Here is a 21,217-nt window from a genome sequence, read left to right as displayed (position 1 = left end):
CTCGCCCCCGCTATGCGCATCGACGAACTAGACCAGGAAGACGCCGACATCGATTGGTTTGCCACCGATATTCAGGGCCACATCCTGCACGTAGCCTCGGGCGGCGGCATTTTGCCCGAGTCGGTGGCGGCCTCCCAGGAAGTGCTGCTGGAGCTGCACCAGTACTTCCTGACGCTACCCGACACGACGGCCGCCACCGCGGCGGAAGTAGAAGACGGCTCCGAAGAAGCCGGCAGTTACCAGAGCTTTGCCCGCTACGCCCGGCGTGGCCTGTTCTCCTTCGAGAAAACCCGCCTGCACGAGCGGGCCGATACCCGCTACCACCTCGTGGCCCGGCCGGCGCTGCCCCTCACAGTGGCCCAGCTGCCCAAGCGGCTAGCGCAGCTGTTAAGCCGCACCCAGCTGCCCGGCGCAGTAGCCGGACAAACGGCGCTGGACGCCAGCCAGGTTTTATAAATCACTCCGGCTCTAGCTGGGCAGTTGGCTCGGCCGGAGCCGACACCAGCCAAGGCGGAGGCCACCTTTCCGCAACTGCCTGCCCGATCCGCCTACACGCGAACTGCCCCCGATTAAGCCAAAGCGGAATAATCGGGGGCAGCTGGTATGGAAAGCAAAAAGCCGGCAATTCACCGCACCGGAACCGGGTCAGGGCGGCGAATCATGCTGTCGATGCTCCAGATACCGGGGCCGTGGGCCCAGATGTAGAGGAATACGAAGCAGTATACCACTGCCAGTTCGCCTTGGTTGATGATGGGCAGCAGCCCGTTGGACGCATGGGCCATAAAGTAAGCCACCGCCATAGTGCCGCTGCTGATAAAAGCAGCCACGCGCGTAAGCAGGCCCACGGCTATCAGCAGCCCGCCGACCAACTCAATAATACCGGCCAGCCCCATCAGCGAGGCTAGCTCAACGGGAGGTTTGTCGCCGGGGAAACCCAGCAGCTTCTGGCTGCCGTGCATGGCAAACATGAGTCCCACCACGATGCGCAGCAGGGCGTACACGTAGGGGGCGTAGCGCGAGACGGTGTCGTTCATACAGGTCGTCGGGTTAAAGAGTAGATGATGCTCTTACTACGAAGCCCCACGAAATAGGATAAGCAGGCAAGGCTGGAGCTGCGGTTCCGCAGCCGGCCCAGTCCTTTCATTGCGTCAGCAGCCAGGCCACCGCCTCGTTTTCGCTTTCACAGAACTGATAAGCCAGAAATTTCTCCTGCGACTCCGACATGATGGACTTCGAGGCCAGGCGGGCAAATACATCGGAAGGCAGCAGCACAGCGGCAAAGCGGTAGGGCCCGTTGCCCACGGCCAGGGGCAGCCACTCCTCCAGGGTCCAGGTACGTTCCTCGGCCGTGAAAGGCGTCAGGTCGCGCTGGTCGGCAATAAGTTTACTCCAGCGGCGCTGGCGTAGTAGCCGGTCGAGGTGCTGAAGCGCCTCTTTAAAATCCTCCAGCCGCCGGACGCCCTTATGCCACTTCACTACGGCAAATCCGCTGGGGTGCTCGGACACCCGGCCGGCAGCATTTTCAAAATAGACAGGAGAGAAGGCCAACATGCAATACGGCGAAAAAAGGAGAGGGCGGAGAACGGCAAAAGTATCGAAAAGCCACGCAGAAAGGCCACAGATTAGTTTGCGGAAGATGCAGTAGCCAGTAAAAATCCGCCCTCCGTATCAGTGTCTTGTTTGCAAGCGTCCGGCGGACATGGCCATTCCGGTCTGCTTCTGCGTAACGCAGAGAAACTATCGTACCAGTTACTACATGGAACCCAACCCCATTATTCCGGCCGGCGTGTTTGCCCGCATCGAGCACAACGGCCAGCCGCTAACCGTAGTTAAGATTCAAGAGTCCTACGAAGGCGACGTGGCCCGGCTGCAGCAGGAGCTCAGCGCGGCCTTGGGCCTGGGCGGCCAGGAAGCGCTGCTGGTGCTGCCCACCGAAGGCCGCCCGCTGGTAGACCAAGGCGGAGCCGAGCAGCTCTACAACGACTTCCTCTCGACTAACACCGCCGCCGTAGCCGAGCAAACCTGGCAGCCGGTGTGGGCCTAAATCCTTTCTTTCGATTTGTAAGGCAAAAAACGACGGGCAGGAATCTGCAGCTACGGGATGCTATTTTGCGGCCCCATACCTTCCCTATTCGCTATGCCTGCACCTACCCTGCTTCAGTTTCTGGGTCACGCCAGCTTCCGCCTCACCACGCCCGAGGGCCGCGTTATCCTGCTCGACCCTTGGCTGGCAACCAACCCGTATATACCCCAGGAACTCCGGCACCCTGAGCACGTCGATTTGGTGCTGATTACGCACGGCCACGACGACCATTTCGACCCCGATTTGCCCGCGCTGCTGGCCCGCACGGGTGCTAAAGTGGTGGCGCCGGCTCCCGTGCGCTTCTACTTGTATGAGCAAGGCGTGCCGCCCGAGCAGTTTGAGGCCATGAATGTCGGCGGTGGCGTTGAGGTGCTGGATCTGCGCCTGACCATGACCGTGGGCCACCACGCGGCCCATGTCGATTTGCCGGGTAACAAAACCGGTTTTCAGCACGAGGCCGTGGGCTATATCCTGGCTTTTTCCGATGGAACCGTGCTTTACGCGGCCGGCGACACGGCCCTGTTTGGTGACATGCGCCTGCTCGCCGAGCTCTACCAGCCCACTGTAGCCTTGCTGCCCATCGGCGACCGGTACACCATGGGGCCGCGCGAAGCTGCTCTGGCCGCCCGGCTGCTGCGGGTGCCCCACGTGGTGCCGTTTCACTACGGCACCTTTGCTTCCCTGGTCGGCACTCCCGAGCAGCTGCGCGCCTACCTATCCCCTGCGGACGCGGTGCAAGTGCACGCCTTACGGGCGGGCGAGACACTGGAGCTTAGCACTTTAGCGAAATAGACCCAACGGACTTTGCCAGCATACCCACCGGATAGCAACAGGCGGCAGCAACCACAAAAATTTCTTTCTCCACCGTAGGCTCTTTTTTGAAGGGTCTACGGTGGTCTGTTTTCGGGCTCTGGAACACAAGGGCCCGTATTACCGCCCTAATCAAGCTGATCAGTAATGGCGGGAAAGCCAAAATTCTTTTTGATAGGATTATGTCATTTATAAATAAGATTTAATAATTTCATTTTTAGGATAAGTAGTTGGATCGTGGCACCTCCCTCTTTGTGCTCTTTTTTGAAGAGGTTGGTCGATGGCTGGTAAGGAGCTTACTGGCGGCAGTTGGGCAGAATTATTCTTAGTTACTCTTTAGCAACACGTTAAGCTGGGCTTGGACCAGCATCCGGCATATCATTAGCAGATATTCCGCGGCTACGGCTTTCTTTTTTCCCCTTCGTTTCCCTTTCAGCTGCCGGGCCTGCAGCCAGACTCCGGCTTTGCAACACCCAGGGCCGTTGTTCCCCTTGGTTTTCGACGCATTGGCTTCTCCTGCGACCGGCAGCAGGCTGTTTCTTACTTCACCATCTCCCCCATTTCACTTGTATCAAGTCATTCCCCACCCCTCCATTTCGCTATGAAACAACTTTTTCTCGCTTTCGCTCTACTCGTTGGTTATTCGTCTATCTCCCAAGCGCAAACACCCACCTGGAACTGGCTGCAGTCGGTGGAAGGCGTGAATTCCGTGGCTGACATTGCCTGCTCGCCTACCGGCGACTTTGTGGTAACGGGCCGCTTTGATAACAGTCTGCAACTCGGCAACCGCCGCCTGACCGGTCCTGGCCGCTGCCTCTACATTGCCCGCGTCGATGCCAGTGGCCGGGTGCTGCACACCACCCAGCTCAGCGTCAGCGACGATGTACTGCCCACCAGCATTGCTGTTGACCGGAGCGGCAACAGCTACGTGACGGGCTCTTTCCGGGGCACGCTCAGCTACGGCCGCAACGCCCAGCTCACCTCCCAAACCCCCGATGCGGAGGACGTGCTCCTACTCAAGTGCTCTGCCGCCGGGAGCATCAGCTGGGTGCAGCAGGCCAGCAGCACCGCCCCGGAACGGTACGCTACCAACAAAGGCTGGTCGGTGGCGGTAGATGCGGCCGGCAACAGCTACGTAACCGGCAGCGTGAGCGGCAGCACCGTGCAGTTTGGCCGCCTGAGCTTCACCAACCGCCAAAACAAGGCCTTTGCAGCCAGCTACACCACCCAGGGCGTTGTTCGCTGGGCCAAAGTGTGGGATGCGCCGGCCGACGCCTACGCTCCCAGCACCGGCCGCGCCACGGCCGTGGATGCGGCCGGCAACTGCTACGTGAGCGGCAATTTTTTCAGCAGCCTCACTATTGACGGCACAACCCTGCAGCCGGCCAACTCCGACAGCAACCTGTTTCTGATCCGCTTCAGTGCAGCCCAGGGCCAGGTGCAGTGGGCCCTGGCGCCGGCCGGCTACGGCGACGGGCGTAGCCTGGGCACCGATGCGGCCGGCAAAATCTACCTGGCCGACAGCTTCAGCGGCACAGCCTCATTTGGCGCCACTACTCTGATCAGCAACGGCAGCGCCGACATTTTCATGACGCGGTATACGCCCCAGGGCCAGGCAGAATGGGCTACGGCTATGGGGGGAGCCAACTACGACTTCCCGACGGATATTGCCATCGACAAAACGGCCGGCATAGCGTACCTGACCGGTTCGCAGGCCAATAACCAGGCCTTTATTACCCAGCTCCAGCCTACGGGACAAATAGCCCGCACCACCTTGGTAGGAGGTCCCGGCAGCAGCACCGGCAGCTCCCTGATTCTGGATGGGCGCAATACCGTGTACACGGCCGGCACGGCTACGGGCACTTGCCAGTTTGGGCCGTATGCCACGGCCGGCACGGCCACCAACTGCTACCTGGCCCGCCTCGGCACGGCTACTTCCCGGGCCCGCCAGCAGGCCGAGCCCGTAGCGTTGGAATCGAGCGTATTTCCCAACCCCGCGCAAAGCCGCTTCACGCTCCGCATCCAGGCCTCGGAAGCCGACCAGGCCATAATTGCCACGTTGTACAATCCGTTCGGACGAATCGTAGCCCGCCAGACCCTGCGTAGCACCGCCGGCACCACTGCTGAAACCAGCTTTGATACCTCCAGCCTACCCCGCGGCCTGTACGTACTGAATCTGGAGCACAACCAGCAGGTAACAACCCAGCGGGTAACCATTCAGTAGCCACACCTCCGCTTCACGGAGCGCCTTGCGTCAGCTGTTTCAACCACCCGAACCGTCCCGTCGGGCCTTTGGCTTGGCAGGGCGGTTCGGGCGGTTGGGGTGTAGCTGTACGTGAACAGCCAGGCCGATTTCGGTGGGGGAAGCAGACAAAATCGGGGCAGAGCGGTTTAAGAGAGAATTTCTCTTTTCCTCTACTCTTGTCTTGCTATGGATTTACACCTCACCAATAAAGTAGCGCTGGTTACGGGCTCCACCGCTGGCATCGGCTTGGCTATTGCGCAACGGCTGGCGGCCGAGGGCGCCCAGGTAATTCTGACGGGGCGCACGGCAGCCCGCCTGGAAGAAGCCCAGGCCACGATTCTGGCCGCTACGCCCCAGGCCAACGTGCGCGGGGTAGCCGTCGATTTTGGCCGGGCCGACGAGGTGCAGCGTCTACTGCGCGAAGTACCCACGGTAGATATTCTGGTGAACAACGTGGGTATTTTCGAACCCAAACCGTTTGCCGACATCACCGACGACGAGTGGCTCCGCTTTTTTGAAGTAAACGTGCTGAGCGGAGTGCGCCTGTCGCGCCAGTATTTTCCGCTGATGCTGGCCCAGAACTGGGGCCGTATCCTGTTTATCTCCAGCGAATCGGGCCTACAGATTCCGGAGGAAATGATTCACTACGGCACCACCAAAACGGCCCAGCTGGGCGTAGCCCGGGGCTTGGCCGAGCTGACGAAGGGCACCGATGTCACGGTTAACTCGGTGCTGCCCGGCCCCACGGCCTCCGAGGGCGTGCAGGAGTTTTTGAGCAAGCTGTCGGCCGAAGGCAAAACCAAGGAAGAGGCCGAGCACGACTTCTTCCAGCAGGCCCGGCCGTCGTCGCTGCTGCAGCGCTTTGCCACCACCGACGAAATTGCCACTATGGTCGCCTATTTGGCTAGCCCGCTGGCGGCCGCCACCAACGGCGCTTCGGTGCGGGTCGACGGCGGCGTGATTCGCAGTATTGCCTAGGAAGTAGTAGTGCTTGCTAATAAGAAAGCGGCCTTACTTCACGTAGGGCCGCTTTTCCTTTTGATTAGGCCTCAAAACCAGATTAGCACCACTAGAGCTACAACGGCCAGCAAGGCGCCTACCACGGCCGTATTGACGCGCATTTCGGGGGAGCGGCCGGGCAGCAGTCCCAGGGTTGCCACGATGAAGAGTACCCCGGGCAACAAGCTAAACGAACCGTAAATATTGCCCCCCGAGGCCTTGAACTCCGGTAACTCGCCCGGCGAAGTCGGCGGCACCCCGATGCGGCGCACCACCCCCAACAAGGGCGTTTGGCTGACCGTCAGCCGGGCGCCTTTACGGACCCGGTGGCCGTAGCGGCTGGGCACGCGGAAAGTGGTGCGGGGCGTGGTTACGTCATAGGCCATCTGCGGATCGGAAGCCGCCGACGACACCGACACAATCTGGCGGACCAGCACTTCTTCATTCGGAAACGTGCGCATGGGCAGGGCCCAGTCGAGCAACAGCAGCAGGCAGCCCAGAATCAACCCGGCGTTAAGCCAGCGGGCGGCCGGAGCATAGCGGGCCAGCAGGAGTTGGGTGGGGTCGGCGGGTGGCTCGGGTACGGGCTCCTGGGCCAGTAGCACGTTGTAAGCCAGGCGGCGGCCGGGGTTGCCCAGAATTTCGTAGCCCGTGTGCACCTGCTGCAGACGCAACTGCATGGCCGGGTCAGCGGTGCGCCGGCTCAGGCGGGCTTTCTGCCGCTGGTAGGCCTCCTCTATTTCCGCCTGCGTGGCCGTAAAGTCGACTCCCAAAAGGCGGTAATAATCCAGCATAAACGGCTTCGCTCAAGGAAAGCCTTAAAGTAACGAACCCGCCCGAATGGCCCTATAGAACAGCTTTTTATTTATGAAGCCAAGGTTTACTTTTTGAAGAGCCACAGGCCGCGGTGGCTCTTGTGCGTGGGGTGCTGGTATTGCTTGTAGATGGGCCGGTGTACGTAGCGGCGGCCGTGCTGCAGGGCCCGCAGGTAGGGGTTGCCGGCCGAGGCGGTTAGCGTCGAAGCCAGCAGCAGCACGAACAAAATAAAGGAAACAGCGGGGCGAAGCAGGGCAGTACGCATGGACAGAAGACTGATAAAGAGACGGATAGCTCCGGTTTCAGAGCGTTTGGTTCTCCCAAATAGACTCAACTGCTGAGCCCTGCGCTCAGAATTTAGCTTAACTACTGCATTCTATCTGCCAGCGTCTATATTCTCTATCCGAAATAAAGAACTCTCGGTTTTGCGCCCCAGCGCAACGCTACTGCTTGGCAGCTGCCGGCTGGCCCAGGATTCGCCGGAGCTTGCGTACGTTATCCACCTCGTAGGCATCGGGATGCGCCCCGACCACCTTGGTAATGGATTTGGCGGATCGGGCCCCAAAGGCTACCACAGCCAGCCCTGCCGCGTGGGCCGCCGCGGTGTTGTCGGGTGTGGTCAGGTCTTCAGCCAACACCACCGCGTCCAGCTTCTCGGTTTGCGCTACGCCCAGGTTGGCCGCATAGCCGCCGTTGATTTCAAGCCCCAGTGGCAGCTCAGGCCACAGCTGCCGGAAGCGCCGCAGCGTCGGGAGCTGGTCGGAGACGATAAGAACCCGGGCGGCGGGCACGTGGTAGCGCTGCAGCAGGGTTACTAGTTGCCGGGCCAGGGCCGCCGAGTTGCGCAAAGTCTGCGTTTCGGTTAGGCAGGGCAGGATTTCGTGCAAGTCGAGGTGGAGGTAAGGATAGGCCGGCTGGCGCGCCAGGCGGGCTAGCAGCGTATCGAGGGTCACCAGCCGCTCGTGCTGAAACCAGTCGTAGGGCCAGCCCCCGCGAAACTGCAGCTGCACGAGCTGAGCGGCGGGGTACTGGTGGGTGCAGCCCCGGCCGGTCTTGGTCATGGTGTCCAGCGTCGTGTCGTGGTAGAGTACCGGCACGCTGTCCTGACTAAGCTGGATATCGATTTCCAGGCCGTCGGCCCCATCTTCCAGGGCTTTTAGCTCGCTCCGCAGACTACTGGGCGGCAATGGATTGAACGGGTTCAGGGGCGTAAAAAAACCCGAGCCGGCGTGCCCGATTACCACCACCTGGCCCGGCGGCCGCCTCAACGCCTCCCGGGCGGTTTGGGCCCGGGCCCCAAAACCAGCCAGGCCCAGGCTTAGCAACAGGCTCCAGTATAGGCTACGCATAGGCGGGGCAGGCAGTAAGTTTTGAGCACTCAACCCCCACAGGCAGCTGGTGGTGTAACGGTTGGGAGCATCTGACCTAAGCCTAACCGGTAGAGCCCTGCTTCGGTTTTCAATGCCTTTACCCTTTAGCGGCGGTCCGTTGCTGCTTCAGCGGGGGCAAGCACCGTCGCCAGCCACCGAAACAGCTGCTGGTAGACGTGGGCGCGCACGGCCGGCCGCGACAATACCAGGTCGTGAATCCCGCCGGAAATGGCCATTACCGTGACGTGGGCGCCCAGCCCAGGACTTAGCTCCCGAATGTGCCGCACGTTCAGCACCGCGTCGGTTTCGAAATACTGCTCGCTCCACCCGGCCCGGCTAAGGGTTTTGTCGGAGTGCATCACCAGCACCGGCTGCGGAATCTGCAAGCCCCGGGCAATGCGCCGATGCCCGGCATGAATAGCGCGCAGCCACCCGAGCTTGACGGGAAACACCTCAATCGGCTTCCAGGGCAGGTAGTAGTCCCATTCGCCGTGGTAGCGCTGGTGCAGGCTCTGCCCGTATTCGGTCGGCAGATTAGCCGGCAGCTGCACGTCGGGCAGCCACCGGCCCAGGCGGGCGGCCAGCGGTACGCCGAGGTGGCGGTTCAGCCAGTTTTGGTGCATGGCAAAAAACGGGCTGTTCAGAAACAGGGCCGCAACGGCGCCGCGGCGGCTTCCATCCTGCGCGTACAAAGCCACCAATAGCCCGCCGGTAGAATGGCCGCTGAGCACAATGGTCGTATTGCCTTCGGCCTGCAACCGGGCCAGCGCCGCGTCGAGGTCGGCGTAGTACTCGCGCAGGTCGCGCACGTTGTTGGCCGTTTGGTGGGGCAGCCAGGAGCGGCCATACTTGCGCAGATCCAGGGCGTAGAAGCGGTAGCCGTGGCGGCGGTACTCCAGGGCCATGTCGCGCTGGAAGAAGTAGTCGGTAAAGCCGTGCACGTAGAGCACGGCCTTCGAGCCCGGGGCCTGCTCGCGCAAACGTACCAGGGTACACACCACCGCGCCTTCGTAATCAGCCGGCTGGGGAATAACCTGCTGCTCAAAGTCAGGGCCCAGTACGTCGGGTTGGTAATATGATTCAGCCATGATGAAGCGCGACAACAATGAAACTAAAAAAAGAACTGGCCTAGCACAGCTTCTAAGCTATGCATAGAGTTCTACAGCCATAATGCTCCCTAAATCGACGGTATAAACAACTCTACTATTTACTATATATAGCATACGCAACATTGGTAATTTACCGTTCTCTGACGCTGCTCCACTGAGCCGCCCTGTTTTATACGGCTTATCCCAGGCATTCGGCCTATGCGCATCTTGTTCTTAGCCATCAGCTTGTGGTCGTTGGTGGCGGCTTGCCCACCCAATCCGGCTCTTCGGGAGTACCAGCTCACGTACCCGCGGGTGAAACTGGCCTACGCCCGCAAGTGGCCCCAGCTCCACACCCTGCTGCGCAGCCGCAAGATTGACCCCGCCCGGCTGGAAGTATTTTTTCGGGTGTTTAAAATCGGCCGGCGGCTGGAAGTATGGGCCCGCAACCAGGGCGAGGCCACCTTTCAGCTCCTGCGCACCTACCCGCTGGCAGCCACCTCGGGCACGCTGGGCCCCAAGCGCAACGAGGGCGACAACCAAGTGCCCGAAGGCTTCTACCACATCGACCGGTTCAACCCAATCAGCACCTACTACATGTCGCTGGGCCTGGACTACCCCAACGCCTCCGACCGGGCACTGGGCGGCGTCAACCCGGGCAGCCACATCTTCGTGCACGGCTCCAACGTCACGGTCGGCTGCCTGCCCATCACCGACGACTGTATTCAGGAAGTGTATCTGCTAGCCTTGGAAGCCCGCTGTGCCGGCCAGCAGGACATGCAGATTCATATTTTCCCCTTCGAGCTGACGCCCCCGAATATGGAGCGCTACCAGACCAGCAGGCACTATAGCTTCTGGCAGAGCCTGCAGCCGGGTTTCGCTTACTTTGATGCGCATGTGCGCCTGCCGACCGTGGAAGTGGCCGCCACCGGCCGGTACGTGGTACGGTGAACAAGGTCGCGGGCGTACTTTTGTCCGTTTATGCCCGTATTTTTCTTTTGCCAATGACTACCCCCTCCATTCCCCTGCGCGAATCTGCCGTAATTGTGCCCGTGTACCGCGACGCGGCCGGGGAGCTGCAACTGGTCCTGGTGCGGCGCGGCGAACGGGGCATTCACGGCGGGCAACTGGCATTTCCCGGTGGCAAGCGCGACCCGGAAGATGCGTCGCTGCTGGCCACGGCCCTGCGCGAGGCCGAGGAAGAAGTAGGCCTAAAGCCCGAGGACATACGGGTGTTGCTAGCGTTGCCGACGCTGAGCACGTTCACCGGCGGCTTCCACATTGCGCCTTTTTTGGCCAGCATCCGGCGGCCCGCCACGTGGTGGTGCCAACAGCCCGAAATTGCCGAAGTGCTCGAAATCAGCCTGCGTACCCTGGCCGACCCGGCGACCCACGCCCAGGAGTGGTGGCAGCTGCCGGGCTGGTCCCAGCGCATGCTGGTCGACTTTTACCGCGTCGGGCCCTACCAGCTTTGGGGAGCCAGCTACCGAATTATTCACCCCTTGATACCGCGGCTGCTGGCCGGGGAGTGGACTATTTAGCCCCGCCGCCGGGCCTTTGCGTGAACCAGGCACTGCGGCGGTGAGGCGCTGCGTTACGAGTCGCAACAGAGCTACTCAGTTTGGCACGGATTTCAATTCTTATTTTGGCGGTGCGCAGCTGCCAACTACCGGGCTGCGTACAGCTCAACGTCTATGAAACGTCTGTCCCTTTTTCTGCTTTTCCTGGCCAGTTTGGCCGTATCTGCTCCTGCTCGTGCGCAGGGCGAGCAATCCATCTGGTATTTCGGCGGGCAAGCCGGTCTGCGCTTCAACGGCACGGCGGCCCCTACTCCCCTGCTTGATGGCAAGATGAGCACCTACGAAGGCTCGTCGGTGGCTACCAACCAGCAAGGCCAGCTCCTCTTCTACACCGATGGGGAGGTAGTATACAACCGCAAGCACCAGCCCATGCTGAACGGCAAAGGGCTGATGGGCAGCAAATCCAGCGCCCAGAGTGCCCTGATTGTGCCCGACCCCGGCAGCGGCAACGTGTTCTACATCTTCACCGTCGCGCCCCAGGGCGGCAAGAACGGCATGCGCTACTCCGTGGTCGACATGACGCGCGAGGGCGGCTTTGGCGACGTGCCCCGGGCCAACATGCTGCTGATTTCGCCGGTAGCCGAAAAGCTGGCCGCCGTGAAGCACAAGAACGGCCGCGACATTTGGGTGGTGGGGCACCGCTGGAATTCCAACGCCTTTGTGTCGTACCTGGTAACGGCCGAGGGCGTGGAAACCAAGCCAATTCTGAGCAACGTGGGCAGCATGAACGCCGGCCCCGGCCGCAATGCCATTGGCTGTATCAAGTTCTCCCCCGACGGCAGCAAAATCGCCTCGGCCCTGTGGCGGGAAAGCAACAAGTTCGAGGTATTTGACTTCGACAACACCACCGGCAAGGTGAGCAATCCGCGCCAGTTTGGCACCTACGAGGAAGCCTACGGCGTGGAGTTCTCGCCCGATGGCTCGAAGCTCTACGGCACCTGCAACGGCAAGGGCGGCGGGCAAGCCGAGGTGTGGCAGTTCGACTTGAAAACTAAAAGCAAGGAAAATGCCGTGAAAGTCGGCACCTCGGCCAACCGCAAGATTGGCTCCCTGCAACTGGCGCCCGACGGTAAAATCTACGTAGCCCGCGAGGATAACCCCTTCCTGGGCGTGATTCAGGACCCCAACGCGGCCGGCAAAGCCTGCACCTACGTGGACGACGGCCTAAAACTCGGCGGCCGCCGCAGCAAACTGGGGCTGCCCATCTTCGTGCGCTAGCCCCACTCGGGCAACCAAAAAGGCCTGCTGACTTCAGCAGGCCTTTTTGGTGCTAATCTTTTATCTCCCCAAACCGGAACCGCACGAAACCGGCCGCTACGGAGGCGTATGGGCCCTTGTCGGCCAGCAGGCCCGGCACGTCGCGGGTGCTGACGCCAAACTCGTAGAGGCTGGTAGTGAAGGTGACGCCCAGGGGCAGGCTAAAACCGTAGCCGGCCCCGCCCGATACCCCGCTGCTCAGCCGCAGGTAGCGCACGGGCTTGTAGTCGATACCGGCCCCAACGAAGGGCGACGTGATATTGCCCGCCACGTTATTGAACGGCAGCGTTACGTCCAGGCCCAGTTCCAGGCTGTTGGAAATTCGCAGGCCCGCCCCGGCCCGTAGCTTGGTGGGCAAGCTGGCCGTGCGTTCCAGGCTGGGCTTGTAGGTCAGGACGCTGTCGGTGCCGGAGGCAAAAATTTCGGCGGCGTGGTTGAGGAAGTCGTAGCTATCCAGGCCTTCCGACTGCAGCTTTTTTAGCTTTTGGTCGGAGGCCGTGAGTAGGTTGCCTTCCCAGGTCATCTTGCCAATATCCGTAACCGACAAGCCCAGCCGCAGCATTTTTCCGGCTTCGACGGCTACGCCCAAATCAACGCCGTGGCCGCGGCCCACGGGCTGCAACCCATTGGCCCGCTCCTGGAAATTGAAAGAGCTGTTGCTGGCCAGCTTGCTGTAATCGAGGTCGAAAAGGGGGGAAACCGCGCTGTAGGCTTCCAGCTGCCCGGACTCTACGCGCACATCTACCACGCCCACGCCCTGAATATAGCGGTAGCCCACGCCGCCCGATACGCGCAAGAGCGGCAGGGTGATGAAGCGGCGGGCAAAGGCGAAGTTGAACTCGTTGTACCAGGTACCCTGAAACTCGGTACCCGCCAGCGCCTCGGTTATGAGGGGCGACGTGGCCGGATTATAGTTGGCGTAGATGGGCGCATCCTGGCCCAGAAACAGGATTTCAGCGGCATTCTGATTAAGGGCTATGTGCCCGACGAGCCGCTGCCGGTTGCTGATGGCAAAGCTGCCCAGCACCGGAAACGACGCCGACACGGCCAGGGGCACAACGTCGGCATTTACATTCAAGGCATTTTCCGAAGTAAAGGCCCGGGCCAGCCCCTGTCGTTCGGCTAGCGTCAGCGGTTGGTCGGAGGGGCGCAGAAAGGCCCGAATCTGGGCCCGCGTCAGCGACTCGGACGCCACGCCCACGCCGCCCTCCCCAATGGTAAAAGCCACCACGGCATTGCCGGTGCGGGCCAGGTTGGCCGGGTTCACGCCCAGGGCCTGGTAGTCATTGGCAAAGGTATTGGCCACCCCGCCCCGCCCCACAATGGAAAAGGAGTTCAGTTCGGTTTGGGCCCGTAGGCCGGTAGCAGTAGCCAGCCAGAGGCCGGCACTCAGGGCAAAACGGATAGTTTTCACGGGGCGAAATACTGGATAAAAAGGATGCAGTGCGCTACGTCAGCCGCTCTCGGGAGTGGTTTCCCGACAAGCGCCATCTTCGGTTACGTACCAGAGCGCACCAGGATTCTGGCCCACGCCTACTATTTTGCGGGCCGGAGCTTGGGCTGCCGGAGCAACCGTAAACGCTCCGCCCCAGTATTTTCTTTCAAAAGACCCTGATTTTGGCCAAACGCTTTTCCGTTGATCAGTACGCCGATGGTATTTTGGCGGGCAACCGCATGGTGCTGAGCCGGGCCATTACGCTCGTGGAAAGCACCCTGCCCTCCGATCAGCACTTGGCCCAGCAAGTTCTCGACCGGGTGCTACCCCACGCCGGCCGCTCGGTGCGGGTAGGCATTACGGGGGTGCCGGGCGTGGGCAAAAGCACGTTCATCGAAGCCCTGGGGCTGCAGCTGCTCGGGCAGGGCAAGCGCCTGGCCGTGCTGGCCGTCGACCCCACCAGCCAGCGCAGCGGCGGCAGCATCCTGGGCGACAAAACCCGCATGAACCAGCTGGCGGCCCACGAGCGGGCGTACATTCGCCCCTCGCCGGCGGGCCGCAGCCTGGGCGGCGTCACACGCAGCACCCGCGAGGCCATGATTTTGTGCGAAGCTGCCGGCCACGACGTTATCTTCATCGAAACCGTGGGCGTGGGCCAGAGCGAGACGGCCGTGCACGGCATGGTCGACTTCTTTTTGCTGCTGATGCTGGCCGGGGCCGGCGACGAGCTGCAGGGCATCAAGAAGGGCATCATGGAAATGGCCGATGCGGTGACCATCACCAAGGCTGACGGCCAGAACGAAACCGCCGCCAAGCTGGCCCGCCGCGAGTACCAGAATGCCTTGCACCTGTTTCCGCTGGCCCCCTCGGGCTGGAGCCCGAAGGTTACCGTCAGTTCGGCCCTCACGGGCAAGGGCGTACCGGAAGTATGGCAGGTGGTGGAAGAGTACGTCGAGCAAACTCAGGCCAGCGGCTACTTTCAGCGGCGGCGGCAGGAGCAAAACCTGCACTGGCTTTACGAGGCCATCCGCCAAGGGCTGGAGGAGCAGTTCTACGCCAAGCCCAGCGTACAGGCTGAGTTACCGGGCTTGCGCCAGCAAGTGCTGCAAGGCAGCAAATCGGCTTTCGGGGCCGCCGCCGAGTTGCTGGGCTTGTAGTCATTTAGTCATTTCACGGTAGGCCATGGCTCTGCCTGGTAAGTGGTAGCCTTACCATTTGGCCTGCGTAACGGTAAGGCCGCCCAGCCTTTTATTTTCCAGGCTGGGCGGCATTGGTTTATAGTGTCGCTTCCAGCAGGTCCCACGCATTGCCGTAGAGGTCGGTAAACACGACTACGTAGCCGTAGCTTTCCAGACGGGGCTCTTCCACAAACTGCACGCCCCGCGTTTTTAGGCGGTGATAGTCGGCCCAGAAATCATCGGCGTGCAGAAACAGGAATACTCGGCCCCCGGACTGGTTGCCGATGGCCTGCATCTGTTCGGGGCTTCTGGCCTGGGCTAACAACAAGCTGGTGGCGGCTCCAGCAGGCGCTACCCGCACCCACCGCTTACCCTGGCCCAGATCGGTATCTTCCAGCAATTGAAAGCCTAAGGTGCCGACGTAATAGGCTATGGCCTCGTCGTACTCGCGCACCAGCAGCGCGACGGAACCCAGATGCATGCGTGAAATAGAATAAGCGGTGGTAGCAACTTAGCGTAGCCCTCAGGTGGCTTCTTTCATCATTTGACCACAAACCCGGCGCACCCACCCAGTAAGGAGGCCGCCGCGGTACGCGTAGTCGAAGGGGTGCAGCCAGGCGGCTTAGGCCCGCCGGGGCCGCACGGCTAAGTAATCCAAATAGTACAGGATTTTGACCGATACCGAGTTGTTGTGGGGGGTATTGATGGTGTTGTTCAGGTTGTCGAAATACAGCGGCGTGGCTTCATTGGCCTGCAGGAAAGTAGAGCCAGCATTTTTCCAGACGACGCTGATCTGGGAGCCGGGTGCAAACCACCACGAGTACACCGCGTCCACGTTGAAGGCGTTAAAAGTATTGTCGCGGTTGCGGGTGTAGTCCACGAGCGTTTCCTCGCCGCCGGGGGCCAAGCGGGCAAAATCCAGGTAGCGCACGGTGCTGGTGTAGTGGCGGGTGCGCACCGTCAGCGACATGCGGTTGGTGAACGTGTAAGCCGCCTGCAGGACGTTGGAAACCGTCACGACACGGCGGCGCCCCAGTAGCACGGCCTCCGGAAACTCATCCAGAATCCGGGCATCCTCCGGGTATTTGCTGCTCAGGCTGCCGTTGTCGCCGCTCGAGGGGTTCACGTAGCCAATCTGGTTGCGGTTGGTGCTCCAGTCGAGGCTGTAGCGGAAGTTGAGCTTGTTGTTAACGCGGTAGCGCGGCGACACCCCAAAGCCGATGCCCAGGCGCTGGGGCCGCTCAAACCGGTCTTCCTCCTTGTAGCCCCGAATCCCGGCATTCAAGTCCAACGCCAGCTTCTTACGGTAGTCCGTTGAGGTGAAGGCGCCGAAGTTGGCGTTGGCGGGTACGCGCACGTAGTAGTCGCCCAGCGGCTCCTTGCGCGGCTCGAAGTAGTCCCGGTTGATGGGGTTCACGTCGAAGTTGAAGCCTACGGTCAGAAAGTTCTTGGTAAAAGTCGTGTTGGCTCCCCCGTAGAGGTTGGTTTTCTGGTACACGGTGGGCCGGTAAAGCAACGACTGGTCGAGGCCGAAGTAGGAGTAGAAGTTGTTGACCTTCCAGAAAGGCTTGTAGTGGTTGTAGTTGCCGTAAATACCCTGGGAAATATTGTTGTTGCCAAACAAGATGCCCAGGTCGTTGGGGTTGTAGGTGTGCGACTCGATGCCGTGGTTGACGCCCCAGGTAAAGCTGCCGCTGATTTTGCTGATGCCCACCTGGTACTTATAGCCGTCCTGGTCGTCGACCAAGTCTTCCTCGTGGAAGAAGTAGCCCCGGCGGCGCGAGTACACTATGCGGCCATCCACGGCGTAGGAGTTCTTCTTGTTGGCAAAGCGGAACAGGCCGCCCGTTACGTTGGCATCGTAGGTACGGCCAAAGCGCGTGACGTTGGTGTTGATGAGCGAGACGTAGGAGTTGTTTTTCAGCGACTGATCCAGCACCGCAATGTTGTAATTGCTGAAGGGCTGGGTTAATTCGCGGCGCTCCTCCCCCGTTTCGGTGTTGCGAATGGTGGCGTACACGTCGTTCGACACGGAATTGAACACGCCTACCCCCAGGCCCTTGCTCGTGCGCCCCGAGACTTTGGTAGCGTTCAGCAGCCGGGTTTCGGGCGGGTTCTGCACAATTTTCTCGTTGTCGCCGGCTTCCACGTTGTAAAAGCCGATGGGCGTGGCACCCACGCGGCGGGAGTAAAACAGGTTGCCTTTGTTAAAGAGCTCGGTGCCTTCGGTGAAAAACTGGCGGTTCTCGTTGAACTGCACCTCGAAGGGCGACAGGTTCAGCACCTGGTTGTCGCTCTGCACCTGCCCAAAGTCGGGCACCAGGGTGGCGTCCAGGGTGAAGCTTTCGTTGATGCCCCACTTCACGTCGGCCCCGCCGTTGAAGCTGGTCGTGGTGCGGCGCGTGCCCTCGTCGTTGAGCGGGTTGTGGTTCACGTAGCCCGACACGTAAGGCGTCAAGGACAAGCGCAGGGGCGGTTTAATATCACGCAAGCCTTCGAGTGTGCCCCACTGGTTTACGAAACCGTCCACGGCGGGCTTCACCTCGTTCCAGAAAAATGCCTGGTTGTCGCGCTTGCGCTGGCGCATGAAGTTGAGTCCCCAAAGTTGCTCGGGAGCCTGGCTGAAACGGATGGCCGAGTACGGAATCCGCATTTCGGCCACCCAGTCGGTGCCTTTCACGCTGGTGCGCGAGTCCCACACGGCATTCCAGTTGAAATCTTCCCCACCCGCGGGCGAGTAGCGGCAGTCCATCTGCACCCCACCCGTAGTCACGAAAAAGCCGTAGCCGTTGAGCTTGTCGTGGTAGGTATCGAGGAAGATTCCGATAAAGTCGGTGTTGCCGAAGTTGTCGCGCGCCGTTAGCTCCCGCAGGATGGAGTCGCCCGACACGTCGTGCATTACGGCCCCGATGTAGAGGTTGGCGTCGTCGTAGAGCACGCGCACCTCGGTCTTGTGCTTTTCGGGCGGGCCGGGATTGGGGCGGTTCTGAATAAAATCGGTGGCAATGCCCGCCTGCTGCCACATGGCTTCGTCGAGCACCCCATCCAGCTTGATGCCCTCCGTGATGCGCAAGGCCTGCAGCTGCTTTTTGGGAGCCAGCACCTTGGCATCGGCCGAGGCAGTGGACGAAGTTTGAGCAGCAGCCGTGTACGTAAGCAGCCCAACACAACAACAGAGAAGTACACGTAGAAACATGAACGCGGGGTAAAGAGGGAGAGATAGTGCGGGAATAGATGATAGCCGATGCCTAATGGTTGCTCAGCACTTGCGAAACAGCCACAAAAAAAGGCCTGCCAGCTGGCAGGCCTTTTTCGGGGAAAGGAAAGCTATTCGGTGATGACGACGTCCATGTTGAAGTTCTTGCCGTCGTTTTTGCCGAGTAGCTCCCGGTAGCGCTTCGCCGTTTCTTCGGACTGTTTCTGCCCGTTCACCGACATACCCGAGTTGTTCAGTTGCAGCTGATACGAGCGGGCATTCTGGTTGATGAGGCCGTCTTTGCGCAGCTGCTCACCCAGGGCTACCGAATTCACTTTCACATTGCGCGGCGCGCGAGGTGGGCGCGGCGCCCGGGGCGGGGCGGGTGGAGCCGGAGCCGGGGGCGTTAAGCTCGAGCTCGGTACACGGGGCGTGCGTGGGGGGCGAGGGGGGGCAGCTGGCGGAGCTGGTGGCGCCGGGGGCACAGGCATGTACTTCGAGCTGCCCGTGGTGTTGGAGTAAATCCGGTTGCTGTCGTTGCCGGTGTTGCTGAAAATCACCGACCCATTGGCTCCCAGGGTGCGGCCGGTTCCTTCTTCAAACAGCTTGCGGTATTTGTTGACCACGGCTTCAGGCTGCTTTTCGCCATCCACCACCATTTCGTTGGCTTTCAGCACCAGTTGGAAATACTTCTTGTCCTTGATTAGCTTGTCTTTTACCAACTCATCGACAATAGACTCTTCCACCTTGCGGTTCTGCTCTTCCCGAACGGCGCGTTCCTTTTCCCGCTCGGCCCGGTATCGTTCCCGCTCAACCTGGTACCGCTCCCGTTCGGCCTGGTACCGTTCGCGCTCCAGTTGCTGGCGCTCCCGCACGGCCTCATTGGCTTCTTGCTCCCGCTCCCGGGCTTCCTGCTGCCGTTCGCGAATCTCTTCGCGCCGCTCCTGAATGCGCTCCAGCTCTTCCCGAATCTTAGTACGGGCTTCCGCATCGGTTTCGGTCCGCTCGGCTTCGCGCAACGAGCGCTCGGCATCCAGCAGGGCCTTCGCGGTTATTTTGTCGGTATTGATGCTCACATCCTTGCCCGAGCGGACTTCCACGCGGTTACCATCATTGAGGATGATGCTGGTGGTACCGTCGCGGCGCACGATGGCCGGGTTACGGGCCAAGTCCTGCTCCAGGCGCCGCATCGAGCTCTGCAGCTCCTGCTGGTCACGGGCCGACATGCCGTAGTTGCGCGAGTCGAAGTCAAAGTTAAAGTTGGAAGCGGTGCTCCGCCGGCTGCGGCTGGAAGGAGCCAGGCGAATAACTTCGGTGGTGTTGCTCTTTGTTTTGGGCTTGCCTTCCTCCATTTCGATGCGCTGGCCGTCCACATACAGCTCCGTGATACGACCTTTTTTGTCGCGCTTCACGACCACCGTTCCGCCATCTTTGCCCCGGCGCAGGGTCTGGCCTTCGTCGGCGTCGCGCACTATCACAGTGTGCTTATCGTCTTTGCCTTTGTTCTTGCGCTTTTTCTTATCGTCATCGTCGTTGCCCTGAGCCAAGGGTGCCGGGAAAGCGGCGTGGGCAGCTTCTTCTGCCTGAAATGTAGGCAGGCTGTTGGCCCAGATGCTGTTTTCGGGACCGAACACGGCTCCTACCAGTTCCTTGGCTTTTTCCGGCCAGGGCCGGGGGTTAGCCATAGCTACGACCGTAGTCAGGCCAATCAGCGCCAAGCCGCCGATGACCACCAGAGCTGCCATAAAGCCCTCGGAGAACGTAGGCGTGGCCCGGCGCTGCACCAGGCGCCGAATACGCCCCAGCAACGAGCCATCGGGGCCCACCGCCGACAAAGCCAGCTGGGGCGTCGGATACACGTTCTGGCCCATTTCGGCCAGGGCGGCCAGGGCTTTGGCCAGGGTCAGCGGGTCGCCGCAGATAGCGGTGGCCTCGTCGTCGCAGCAGTTCTCGCGCTCGGTGCGCAGGCAGGCCGTGATAAACCAGGCGGCGGGGTGGTAGAAAAACAGGATTTCGGCCATCGACTGCAGAATGTTCATCAGGTAGTCGCGGCGGGCAATATGGGCCAGCTCGTGGGCTAGAATAGCTTCCAGCTGAGCCTGGCTCAGTCCCATCACCGTACCCAGAGGCAGCAGAATCACCGGTTTGAGGTGGCCTGCTACCAGTGGCGCCTTTACCAGCGCCGATTCAAGTAACGTAATCGTGCGCTTCAGCCCGGCCCGCTCGGCCAACACTTTCAGGCGCTCATTCCATTGTTCCGACAAGGGCTCGACGCGGTAGTGGCGCAGGCGCTGCACATACGCCAGGCCGCCAAGCATCCGCAGCGTCATGGCCAGCAGCCCCAGAAACCAGGCCGCCACAATCAGGGGCAGGTGCTGGTCGAAATACTGGCGGCCGATTTCGAGCAAGGAAGTGGACTGCTGGGCTACCTCAACCGTGGCAGCTGCCGCTGCCGGCGACAGGCTTAGAGTAGTAGTCGAGGTTGCGGTGCCGGCCACCGCAACAGCGGCTTTGCTGCTAGCCAGGGCCACGGCGTAGTGCCGCCCAAACGTGACCAGCGCCAGCCCGAGCATGGTAATCAGGGCCAGGCCGGCCACGTTGTAGCGCACCTGGGCCGAGTGCCGGCGCAGCACCAGCAACAGCCCCACCAACGCCAACCCAACCATGGCCCCCTGCCAGAGCGAGTGGACTATCGTCCAGCCCACGGCTCGCACTAGCTCGGGCGACAGTACGTTCTCAAGCCAGTTCATTGGGGCCTCCTTTCTCAGTTTCGGGTTTATCCTCTTCGATTTCGTTGAGCAGCGTCCGAATCTGGCGTAGCTCTTCTTTGGATGTGCGGCGGTTGCCCAGGGCCTGCATTACCAGCTTCATGGCCGAGCCCCCGAAGGCGGCTTCCACAAACCGGTCGAGCAGCTGACTTTGGGTTTCCTCTTCGCGCACGGCGGCCCGGTACACGTGGGTGCGGCTGTCGTCGTCGCGCAGCACCAAGCCCTTGTCGAGCATGAGTTGCAGCAGTTTCAGGGTCGTCGTATAGCCCACGTCGCGCTTGCGGCTGAGCTCGTCGTTCACGAACCGGACCGTGCTGGGGCCGTGCTGCCAGAGCACTTGCAGGATTTCGAGTTCCGATTCGGTGGGTTTAGGAAGGGATGCCTTACTCATA

20 protein-coding genes are annotated in these 21,217 nt (G+C 61.1%); 9 read left to right on the top strand and 11 right to left on the bottom strand.

From position 1 onward, the window contains the following. Positions 1–12 precede the first annotated feature (12 nt). Positions 13–456: a hypothetical protein gene (locus tag E5K02_RS21495; RefSeq protein WP_135397853.1), complete on the top strand. Its 444-nt coding sequence runs from the start codon at positions 13–15 to the stop codon at positions 454–456. 170 nt (positions 457–626) lie between these two features. Here the strand turns inward: E5K02_RS21495 and E5K02_RS21490 are convergent, their stop codons facing one another. Next, positions 627–1,034: a DoxX family protein gene (locus tag E5K02_RS21490; protein WP_135397852.1), complete on the bottom strand. Its 408-nt coding sequence runs from the start codon at positions 1,032–1,034 to the stop codon at positions 627–629. 106 nt (positions 1,035–1,140) lie between these two features. Beyond that, positions 1,141–1,551: a hypothetical protein gene (locus E5K02_RS21485; RefSeq protein WP_135397850.1), complete on the bottom strand. Its 411-nt coding sequence runs from the start codon at positions 1,549–1,551 to the stop codon at positions 1,141–1,143. 205 nt (positions 1,552–1,756) lie between these two features. Between E5K02_RS21485 and E5K02_RS21480 the strand changes: the two genes are divergently transcribed. The 4 genes from E5K02_RS21480 to E5K02_RS21465 all read left to right on the top strand — a co-directional run bounded on the left by E5K02_RS21480 (position 1,757) and on the right by E5K02_RS21465 (position 6,116). Then, on the top strand, positions 1,757–2,044 hold the full coding sequence (locus tag E5K02_RS21480; protein ID WP_135397848.1) for a hypothetical protein: 288 nt from the start codon (positions 1,757–1,759) through the stop codon (positions 2,042–2,044). Positions 2,045–2,137: 93 nt separating this feature from the next. Continuing rightward, positions 2,138–2,875: a metal-dependent hydrolase gene (locus E5K02_RS21475; RefSeq protein WP_167856531.1), complete on the top strand. Its 738-nt coding sequence runs from the start codon at positions 2,138–2,140 to the stop codon at positions 2,873–2,875. Between the two features lie 619 nt (positions 2,876–3,494). Beyond that, positions 3,495–5,117 (top strand): SBBP repeat-containing protein, encoded by a 1,623-nt coding sequence (locus tag E5K02_RS21470; protein ID WP_135397845.1) that lies wholly within the window; start codon positions 3,495–3,497, stop codon positions 5,115–5,117. Between the two features lie 207 nt (positions 5,118–5,324). After that, positions 5,325–6,116 carry an SDR family NAD(P)-dependent oxidoreductase gene (locus E5K02_RS21465; protein WP_135397843.1) on the top strand — a complete coding sequence of 264 codons (792 nt, stop codon included), beginning with the start codon at positions 5,325–5,327 and terminating at the stop codon, positions 6,114–6,116. 71 nt (positions 6,117–6,187) lie between these two features. On the opposite strand, the gene E5K02_RS21460 is transcribed toward E5K02_RS21465, so the two are convergent. From E5K02_RS21460 to E5K02_RS21445, 4 genes are all read right to left on the bottom strand, one after another. Then, a complete protein-coding gene (locus E5K02_RS21460) occupies positions 6,188–6,931 on the bottom strand; it encodes a J domain-containing protein (protein WP_135397842.1) in 744 nt (247 codons plus the stop codon). Positions 6,932–7,017: 86 nt separating this feature from the next. Further along, positions 7,018–7,218, bottom strand: coding sequence for a hypothetical protein (locus tag E5K02_RS21455; RefSeq protein ID WP_135397841.1), 201 nt, complete (start codon positions 7,216–7,218; stop codon positions 7,018–7,020). 178 nt (positions 7,219–7,396) lie between these two features. Then, positions 7,397–8,302 carry a glycerophosphodiester phosphodiesterase gene (locus tag E5K02_RS21450; protein ID WP_135397840.1) on the bottom strand — a complete coding sequence of 302 codons (906 nt, stop codon included), beginning with the start codon at positions 8,300–8,302 and terminating at the stop codon, positions 7,397–7,399. Between the two features lie 125 nt (positions 8,303–8,427). Next, on the bottom strand, positions 8,428–9,411 hold the full coding sequence (locus E5K02_RS21445) for an alpha/beta hydrolase (RefSeq protein WP_135397838.1): 984 nt from the start codon (positions 9,409–9,411) through the stop codon (positions 8,428–8,430). A gap of 219 nt (positions 9,412–9,630) precedes the next feature. Here E5K02_RS21445 and E5K02_RS21440 point away from each other — a divergent pair, with 219 nt between their 5' ends. The 3 genes from E5K02_RS21440 to E5K02_RS21430 all read left to right on the top strand — a co-directional run bounded on the left by E5K02_RS21440 (position 9,631) and on the right by E5K02_RS21430 (position 12,209). Continuing rightward, on the top strand, positions 9,631–10,362 hold the full coding sequence (locus tag E5K02_RS21440; RefSeq protein WP_206026000.1) for a L,D-transpeptidase family protein: 732 nt from the start codon (positions 9,631–9,633) through the stop codon (positions 10,360–10,362). Positions 10,363–10,415: 53 nt separating this feature from the next. Next, entirely contained in the window at positions 10,416–10,952 is a 537-nt protein-coding gene (locus tag E5K02_RS21435) for an NUDIX hydrolase (protein ID WP_135397836.1), read from the top strand. Positions 10,953–11,105: 153 nt separating this feature from the next. After that, positions 11,106–12,209, top strand: coding sequence for a YncE family protein (locus tag E5K02_RS21430; protein WP_135397834.1), 1,104 nt, complete (start codon positions 11,106–11,108; stop codon positions 12,207–12,209). 52 nt (positions 12,210–12,261) lie between these two features. Here the strand turns inward: E5K02_RS21430 and E5K02_RS21425 are convergent, their stop codons facing one another. Beyond that, positions 12,262–13,662 carry a DUF5723 family protein gene (locus E5K02_RS21425; RefSeq protein WP_135397832.1) on the bottom strand — a complete coding sequence of 467 codons (1,401 nt, stop codon included), beginning with the start codon at positions 13,660–13,662 and terminating at the stop codon, positions 12,262–12,264. A 203-nt stretch (positions 13,663–13,865) separates the two neighbouring features. Between E5K02_RS21425 and meaB the strand changes: the two genes are divergently transcribed. Further along, the gene (gene meaB / locus E5K02_RS21420) at positions 13,866–14,840 is read left to right on the top strand and encodes a methylmalonyl Co-A mutase-associated GTPase MeaB (protein ID WP_135397830.1); all 975 of its coding nucleotides are present in this window, start codon (positions 13,866–13,868) and stop codon (positions 14,838–14,840) included. Positions 14,841–14,958: 118 nt separating this feature from the next. Here the strand turns inward: meaB and E5K02_RS21415 are convergent, their stop codons facing one another. The 4 genes from E5K02_RS21415 to E5K02_RS21400 form a co-directional block, all read right to left on the bottom strand. Beyond that, positions 14,959–15,342 carry a VOC family protein gene (locus tag E5K02_RS21415; protein ID WP_135397827.1) on the bottom strand — a complete coding sequence of 128 codons (384 nt, stop codon included), beginning with the start codon at positions 15,340–15,342 and terminating at the stop codon, positions 14,959–14,961. 141 nt (positions 15,343–15,483) lie between these two features. Next, a complete protein-coding gene (locus tag E5K02_RS21410) occupies positions 15,484–18,057 on the bottom strand; it encodes a DUF5916 domain-containing protein (RefSeq protein WP_135397825.1) in 2,574 nt (857 codons plus the stop codon). 131 nt (positions 18,058–18,188) lie between these two features. Further along, positions 18,189–20,807: a M56 family metallopeptidase gene (locus E5K02_RS21405; RefSeq protein ID WP_135397823.1), complete on the bottom strand. Its 2,619-nt coding sequence runs from the start codon at positions 20,805–20,807 to the stop codon at positions 18,189–18,191. Then, a complete protein-coding gene (locus tag E5K02_RS21400) occupies positions 20,794–21,216 on the bottom strand; it encodes a BlaI/MecI/CopY family transcriptional regulator (protein ID WP_135397821.1) in 423 nt (140 codons plus the stop codon). Before E5K02_RS21400 ends, E5K02_RS21405 begins: the two co-directional genes overlap by 14 nt. Position 21,217: the final 1 nt, after the last annotated feature.

The organism is Hymenobacter metallicola (assembly GCF_004745645.1).
GTDB lineage: Bacteria > Bacteroidota > Bacteroidia > Cytophagales > Hymenobacteraceae > Hymenobacter > Hymenobacter metallicola.
This window is presented reverse-complemented; position numbering and strand designations above follow the sequence as displayed.